General features: G+C 66.0%; 7 protein-coding genes. All 7 read left to right on the forward strand.

All coding sequences use genetic code 11. The features are described from left to right. On the forward strand, window positions 1–2,701 hold a 2,701-nt coding region (locus ACOJTD_RS02300), incomplete at its 5' end, for a hypothetical protein (RefSeq protein WP_420131324.1). 9 nt (window positions 2,702–2,710) lie between these two features. Beyond that, window positions 2,711–3,106, forward strand: coding sequence for a phage tail fiber protein (locus ACOJTD_RS02305; protein ID WP_420131325.1), 396 nt, complete (start codon window positions 2,711–2,713; stop codon window positions 3,104–3,106). A gap of 53 nt (window positions 3,107–3,159) precedes the next feature. After that, window positions 3,160–3,633 carry a hypothetical protein gene (locus tag ACOJTD_RS02310; protein WP_420131326.1) on the forward strand — a complete coding sequence of 158 codons (474 nt, stop codon included), beginning with the start codon at window positions 3,160–3,162 and terminating at the stop codon, window positions 3,631–3,633. A 7-nt stretch (window positions 3,634–3,640) separates the two neighbouring features. Beyond that, entirely contained in the window at window positions 3,641–3,898 is a 258-nt protein-coding gene (locus ACOJTD_RS02315; RefSeq protein WP_420131327.1) for a hypothetical protein, read from the forward strand. A gap of 11 nt (window positions 3,899–3,909) precedes the next feature. After that, on the forward strand, window positions 3,910–5,235 hold the full coding sequence (locus ACOJTD_RS02320) for a hypothetical protein (RefSeq protein WP_420131328.1): 1,326 nt from the start codon (window positions 3,910–3,912) through the stop codon (window positions 5,233–5,235). A 3-nt stretch (window positions 5,236–5,238) separates the two neighbouring features. Further along, on the forward strand, window positions 5,239–6,801 hold the full coding sequence (locus ACOJTD_RS02325) for a hypothetical protein (protein WP_420131329.1): 1,563 nt from the start codon (window positions 5,239–5,241) through the stop codon (window positions 6,799–6,801). Further along, window positions 6,801–7,180, forward strand: a 380-nt coding sequence (locus tag ACOJTD_RS02330) for a discoidin domain-containing protein (RefSeq protein ID WP_420131330.1), incomplete at its 3' end; no start/stop codon positions are given. The genes ACOJTD_RS02325 and ACOJTD_RS02330, both read left to right, overlap by 1 nt.

A 7,180-nucleotide genomic window follows, 5' to 3' on the forward strand; every position in this document is an offset into this window, starting at 1 on the left:
GCTTATCGGTGTCCGCGCTCAGCTTAAACAGTATGAGCTGACGCCCGGGGCTATTCAGCTCACGCAGCAACAGAAGGATGCCTTGATCGAGGTGGCGCGTCAGCAGGCGCTTGGCACAGTCCAGATCAATTCGCAGGCGGATGCGTATCGCGTCGAAGCGTCGACGATCGGCATGTCGATTGGCGCGGCGGCCGCCTATTCGGCTGCGCAGAACGCCATCAACCAGGCAAAGCTTCAAGGGAAATCCCTGACCGCCGAGAACGTCGCTGAGATCCAGCGCGAGGCGGCGGCGCTGGGTGCCTTGGCGCAATCTCTCGCCGAAGCAAGCCTGAAGCGCGATATCAAGTTCAACCTCGACACTGCATTCCTGTCTGACGCCGACAAGCAGATCGCATCGATCCTGCAGCGGGTCTATGGGGACGAGTGGAAGAACATGATGGACGGGCCGATCGCGGGTGCGATCAGACTGAACAATCAGCTCGCCGACATCAACTCGACGATCCGCAACTCGGCGTCGTCTTTCGCCAACGACTTCGTGTCCGGCATCATGAGCGGAAAGACCGCCATGGATGCATTGAAAGGAGCGGCGTCGAGCCTCGGCAAGACGCTCACCAGTGCCGGCATCAACAACATCATCGCGAACCCGCTCAACCCTGTTGGCTACGTCGAGGCCGGCATTGGTGTGCTGGCGCAGATGTTCGGCGGCGCCGACGAGAGCAAGAAAAAGCTCGAGGAAGCGAAGCGGGTCTGGAAAGAGGCCGGCCCCGCCTTCGAACAGTTCCTCAATCAAATGTCCGGCGGCGTGCAGGGGGAGGTGATGAACAAGATCGCCTCGGCACGGCAACGGGCGTCGGAGCTGGGTGACAAGGCCTGGGATGCGGGCGACTACGCGGCGGTGAACCGCATCGTGACCTCCTATAGCAAGTATGTGCAGGATCAGTCGCGCGCGTTCCTCGCGACCTTCCAGGCGACCGCGCAGGGACTGGGCGACGGGCTCGGCATGGACTCTCCGTTCCTCAAGGCGGTGTCGACCATCAAGGATCAGCTGGCCTCGGTGCAGTCGTTCGTCGACGACACCCGGACTTCGACCGGCATCCTCAGCGGAGCGCTGTCGGAAGATACGCTGATGCTGACCAACAATGCCGCGGCGATCGCCTACATGAACGGCGAGGTCGCCAAGGCACAGGACGTGTCACGGACCTATCTGCTGTCGCTGCTCGATACGGCGCCTCAGCTGTCGACGGTCGCAACCCGGATGCTCGACATTCAGGGCCGCGCCGCGGCGCTGCAGGGCGCCCTGGAGCAGCTCGGCATGTCGTCTGGCGACGCCGCCAAGGCGATTGCCGACGGCGTCCAGAAGGCGATCGCCGATCTGCAGAAGTCGTTCCAGAGCGGATTGACGTCGCGACTGAACGTGGCGACCGGCAAGGGCTATCTCAACGATGCGCTCGCCCTGCTGACGCAGCGTAATCAGGACGTCGCCGATGCGGCAAAGCTGGGCCTCGATATGAACCTCGTCAGCACGGTCTTCGCTGCCGAGGCGCAGAAGATCGTCGATGATGCCGGTCTGGTCGGTGATGCGTTCAATGAGTTCACTACCATCTTCCCGGATCTGGCCGGGGTGGTGACGGAATCCTCTGCGGCGATCGAGAAGGCCGCGGCTGCGCAGAAGCAGGCGCTCGATGCTTCGGCAAAGTCGATCCTGGACTATCTCAACAGCCTGACGGCCGGGACAGCGTCGACGCTTGCGCCCGCGGATCGGCTCGCCGCCGCGCAGTCCGCGTACAATGCCAAGCTGGCGCTGGCGCAGGCCGGCAATCTCGATGCGCAATCGTCGATCGTGCAGGATGCCGAGAACCTGCGGCTTGCCGCGCAGGCAATGTATGCATCTGGAGCGCAGTATCAGGCGATCGTGGCGTCGATCAAATCGCAGCTCGGCGGTCTGTCGTCGGTGCAGCAGACGACAGACCCTCTGCTTGTGGCGATGCGTGACGTGCAAAGCGCGGTGATCGGCACCACGACTGCCGTGCATGGCACGACCGGCGCCGTCACCACGACCGGCGCGGCCAATGACAATCTGCAGACGGTGCAGAACCAGCTCGCCGCGCAGCAGGTGAACTATCTGGCGTCCCAGCAGGCGCTGCTCGGCGCGATCAACAACCTCACCGTGTCCGGCAACACGACGGCCGATCGCATCATCAACGCGATCAACGGTCTGGGGCAGCTGACCTACAATGCGGCGAACAGTTCAAATCAGTGGCTCATGCTGATCGCTTTTGCGCTCGGTGGCCACGGCAATCCGCCGCCGATCCCGGGGTGGCCCGGCTTCCAGAACGGCGGCGTGATCCCCGGCTATGCCGGCGGCGGTGTCATCGCGAACGGGCTCTACGGCATCGACAGCGTCGTGGCGCGGCTTCCGAACGGCCGCCCGATCGGCCTTGCGGGCGGCGAGTTCGTGATGCCGGCCGATCAGACGCGGCGCTTCATGCCGCAGCTCGAGGCGATGCGTGAGGGGAGATCGGCGAATGAGAACGTCGATTGGCAGGCGTTGGCGCGGGCGTTCAAGCAGGCGCTCGATATGTCGGACGACCGCATCCTGTCCAAGATCGACGAGCTGATCGCCAGCAACGAAGCCTCGGTGCCGCGGATGAAGGATGCGTTGCGCCAGATCGTCGCCGGCGCAAAGCCGCGCGCCGCCTGAGGAGGGATCATGTCGGGCCTGTCTTACTACGCACACAAGTATCTCGGCGACCAGGCGATCGCGCTCGGCCGCTGGATGTCGCTTCACACCGCCGATCCGACGGACTTCGGATCGACCGCGGCCGAAGTGCCGACCGACGGTACCAACTACGCACGGGTGGACATGGCGGGGAAGATGAGCTCGTTCGATTCCTCGAGCGGGCGGGCGGTGCTGATCGACAATGTCGACGTCGGTCCGCCGCCGGTCGGCGTCGATTGGGGGTTGATCACGCACGCGGGTTTCTGGGATGCGCAGACCGGCGGCAACATGATCATGAGCGGCCCGCTGCAGACCGCGCAGGACATCACGTCCGGGAAGCAATTTCAGCTCGTTCCCGGGCAATTCCAGATCGGCAAGACGCCGTAACGATGCCGGCGACGGGCTGACGTCGCGCCTCTCACCACAACGGAGAACCACCCATGTCCGGTTACGCGGCATCCAACCTGCTCGGCGGCTCGCAGCAGGCGATTTCGACCAACTTCAAGACGCTGCTCGCCGTGATGGCGGCGGCGGCGACCTCGCTCCAGCGCGGCAAGATTGTCGAGGTCACGTTCGGCACTGACGGCACGCCGGCCGATCAGGCGATGACCTTCGATGTGTCCCGCATCACCGCCGACGGCACGGCGAGCGCTGTCACGCCCAACAAGCTCGATCCGGCGGACGGTGCGTTTCTCGGCGCCGTGACTGCCAACCACACGGCGGAGCCGACGGTGACGGCAAACAGCGGTGTTCTCAGCTTCGGCGTCAACCAGCGCGCCACGACGCGATGGGTCGCTTTCCCGGGGCAGGAGCTGGTCTATCCGGCGACCGCTAACAATGGCTTCGCGTTCCGCGCCAAGTCGCCGGGCTACACCGGCACCGCGATCGTGCACGCGATCGTCGCCAACCCGTAAGACGGCCATGCGCAAGCCTGGCGGGGTGCTGATCTGCACGTCGGACTCCGGCGTGCAGGAGCGGGACACGTTCACCTGCGTCCATTGCGGCGGCATCGTCGTGGTGCCGCCGAAGGGCGAGGGGCTCGTGATGGGCTACTGCCGGCGCTGCGACAAGCCGGTGTGCCAGCGTTGTGAGGCGCTCGGCGTCTGCACGCCGTTCGAAGAGCGGCTGCGGCGTGTCGAGGCGAGCTATCACGCCCGCCGGTCCTACGCGGGCGCCTGAAGGGCTGATCGATGTTCGGCGGGCACAGTTTCGGCCACGGTGCGTTCGGAGACCTCGGCAACGAGGCTGCATCTGAACGGCCGATCTTTGCCGACTCCTGGCATCCGCCGCTATCGCGGCCTTCGTTCCATCGCCTGCGCGCCGCCGCCGTCGTGGCGGCGGCCGCATGGTCGGCCTTCACGGTCGATCCGGCTGTACTTACGAGGCCGGAGGCGACGTCGCCGGACCGCTGGTTCAAGCCGCTGCAGGAGCCGGTACGCTTTCCGCACCAGCTGCTGGCGGCTCACCAGCCGTTCAACCTCCGCACGACGTTCGATACCTACTGGTTTCCGCCGCAGCAGGAGCCATCGCGCTTCCCGCGCGCGCTGCCGGCGGGCGCTCAGCAGTTCGCCGCCTTTGTGCAAGCCGCGCCGTTTGCCGAGCCGGTCACCGCCGATCGCTGGGTGCCGCCGCTGCAGCTCCCGGTCAAGTTTGCGCGCGCGCTACCGGCGGGCGCTCAGCAGTTCGCGGCATTCGTCCAGGCAGCGCCGTTTGGCGAGGCGATCACGGCCGACCGCTGGGTGCCGCCGCTCGCGCAGCCGGTGCGCTTCCCGCGGCAGCTGCTGGCGGCTCACCAGCCGTTCAACGCCCGCACGACCTTCGATACCTACTGGTTTCCGCCGCTTCAGCTGCCGGTGAAATTCCCGCGGGCGCTGCCGGCAACAGCGCAGCAGTTCGCGGCCTTCGTCCAGTTCGCGCCGTTTGCCGAGACTGTCACTGCGGACCGCTGGGTGCCGCCGCTCCAGCTGCCGGTGAAGTTCCCGCGGGCGCTGCCGGCAAACGCGCAGCAGTTCGCGGCCTTCGTCCAGTTTGCGCCCTTCGCTGAGGCAGTCACGTCCGACCGCTGGGTGCCGCCGCTGGCCCAGCCGGTGCGCTTCCCGCGGCAACTGCTGGCGGCTCACCAGCCGTTCAACATTCGCACGACGTTCGACACCTACTGGTTTCCGCCGCTCCAGATCCCGGTGAAGTTCCCACGGGCGTTGCCGACGCCCGCGCAGCAGTTCGCAGCCTTCGTCAAGGCGCTGCCCTTTGCGGAGATCCCCGGCGCCGACAAATGGGCGCCGCCGCTGCAGCAGCCGGTGCGCTTTGCGCCCGCGCTGCTGACCGCGCATCACGACTTCTCGCTGGTGGTCGACCGGCCGATCCCGCTCGCCGAGGCGATGCTGGCGATCAACATCGGGTTCGAACTCACGATGGTGCCGACGTCGAACTACGAACGGCTGCTGTCCGACGCGCGGGCGCGCTACGTCTACACGGCCGAGCTTGCACCCTGGCTGCTGTCCGATCGGGTGGGGTGATCGATGTTCGGAGGTCACAGTTTCGCCGGCGGCGTGTTCGGCGCCAAGATCACGCCGTCGCTCAACATCTTCTTCGGCTTCGGGCTGTCGATCGACTTCGCCTATCGTATCCGTGTCGCGACGGCCGAATTCATCGATCAGGAGAGTCTGCTGCCGTTCTCGGACGCGTTGTCGGAGCCGCTCGATTTCACATGGTCGATGGGCAATCGGTCCGGCTTCGGCGGCTTCATCACCGGCCGCGGTTCGACCGTGATCGACAATCTGGACGGGCGCTACGACAACCTCACCCAGCGCTACACGACCGATGGGCAGTTGCTCGAGATCCGCCTCGGTCCGCTCGGCACGCCGAAGGCGACGTGGCCTGTCGTGCTGCGCGGGCTGTCGTCGGGCGAATTCATCGACGACACGAAATTCGAAATCAGCGTCGAGGACAACGCCTACAAGTTCGACGTGCCGGCGCAGGCGAACATCTATGCGGGAACAGGCGATCTGCAGGGCAATGAGGATCTGAACGGAAAGCCGCGGCCGCTCGCCTTCGGATGGTGCCTCAACGTGACGCCTGCGCTCGTGGTGCCGGCCGAGCTGCTCTATCAGGTTCACGACGGCGCCGTGCAGGCGATCGCGGCGGTCTATGCGCAGGGCTATCCGCTCGATGTCCACGCGGACTATCCGGACATCGCCGCGCTGCGGGCGGCAGTCATCCCGGCTGGCGCCTTCGCCACCTGCAAGGCCCGTGGTCACTTCCGCCTTGGCGCCGCGCCGGCCGGCACGATCACCGCGGATGTGCAGGGCGACGTCGCCGGCGGCGTATTCGCGCAGACCACGGTCCAGATCGTCCGGGCGCTGATGCAGCGCTCGGCCGAGCTGGCGGGACCTTCCGACATCTATCTGCCGTCGCTCGAGACGCTCGATCGCGTGCAGCCAGCTCCGGTCGGGATCTTCGTCGGGCATGATCAGAGCCCGACAATTGCGGACGTGATCGGGCAGCTAATCGATGCGATCGGCGCTTATGCGGGGTTCCGCCGCGACGGCAAATTCCACGTCGGCCGGGTCGACTTTCCGCAAGGACCGCCGACCGCGCGGTTCGACAAGACCGTATTCGATCCAAATCCGCAGAAGCAGCGGCTGCTCGACAGCGTCTGGCCGCCGCCCGCGAAATGGAAGGTCGGCTATCAGCGCAACTACACGGTGATGAGCGATCCGGCCGCGGCGATCAGCGACGCGCGTCGCAGCTTCCTGGCGGCCGAATATCGCTACGCGGTCGCTGAAGCTCCGGCGGTGCGGGTCGACCATCCGTTCGGCAAGGAGCCGGACGCGGTGCAGGGGTTCTTCCGCGACAAGGCGGACGCGGAGGCCGAGGCGGCGAGGCGCCTGGCGCTGTGGCGGCGTTCGCTCGGCTCCTATTCGTTCGGCGTACCCGATCGCGACGCGGCGCTTCTGAATGTCGGCGAGCAGATCTTCGTTCGCCACGATCGCGGAGACCTGATCGGAGGGCGGTACATGATGGTGACTGAAATCAACTTCAAAGCCGGATCGCAGGCCGCGACCGTCAAGGCGTTCGGCTGATGAAGTCCGCGCGTATCGGCTACATCAACAAGGCGGACACGGCTTCGCTGTCGGTGTCGTCCCAGGTGCTGCTCGCGCCGGTGCTGCGACTGCAGGATCCGCATGTCGGCGTGCGCTGGCAGAGCCTGTCCGGAAGCGACTGGTTCGTGGTCGATCTCGGCTCGGTGCAGGCGATCGATTGCGTCCGCGTCATGGGGCTCACTGCCACCACGGCGCGCATCCGCTATTCGGCGACAGATCCGACGATGGGAGAGGTGGCTGACACCGGCATCGTCGCGGTCGACCAGGCACTGCTGACATTGACGGACATCCGGGCGGTGACGGCCCGCTATGTCCGGGTCGATCTGACCGCGCCGACCTATTGCGCGGCCGGCCGGGT

Source organism: Rhodopseudomonas sp., assembly GCF_048594845.1.
GTDB lineage: Bacteria > Pseudomonadota > Alphaproteobacteria > Rhizobiales > Xanthobacteraceae > Rhodopseudomonas.